The organism is Paraburkholderia sp. SIMBA_053 (assembly GCF_046534895.1).
GTDB lineage: Bacteria > Pseudomonadota > Gammaproteobacteria > Burkholderiales > Burkholderiaceae > Paraburkholderia > Paraburkholderia caledonica.
The window spans coordinates 1-282 of record NZ_JAWRXU010000490.1 but is presented as its reverse complement, the minus strand read 5'-3'; the positions used below and the strand labels follow the sequence as shown (position 1 = coordinate 282).

The window sequence follows — 282 nt, the reverse complement described above, 5'->3', positions numbered from 1 at the left end:
CATGCGCGGAAGCGCACGCCCGCGACGAATTCGCTGATGCGGCCCGTCGGCTGCAGCGGCAGGGACACGCCATTGACGCTCACGACATGGCGATTGTCGTTCAGCCCCAGCACCTTCACTTCGAGCCGCTCCACCGACGAATCGACATACCGCACCGTGCCGCCCGCCGCGCCCTCTTCGCCCATCAGATCCAGGTCCAGAACGAGCAATTGCTGCTGATGGAAGAAAGGGCCACCATTGCCCGGGAATTGCATGACTCCCTGGCTCAGGCGCTGTCTTATC

The 282-nt window shown here is 63.5% G+C and carries 1 protein-coding gene and 1 pseudogene; one reads left to right on the top strand and one right to left on the bottom strand.

Annotated elements, in window-relative coordinates:
• Positions 1 to 188, bottom strand: a pseudogene (locus SB753_RS36560) (transglutaminase family protein); the annotation flags it as partial.
• Between the two features lie 30 nt (positions 189 to 218).
• Between SB753_RS36560 and SB753_RS36555 the strand changes: the two are divergent.
• Positions 219 to 282 (top strand): histidine kinase (locus SB753_RS36555; protein ID WP_410804999.1); only part of this gene is annotated, 64 nt, incomplete at its 3' end.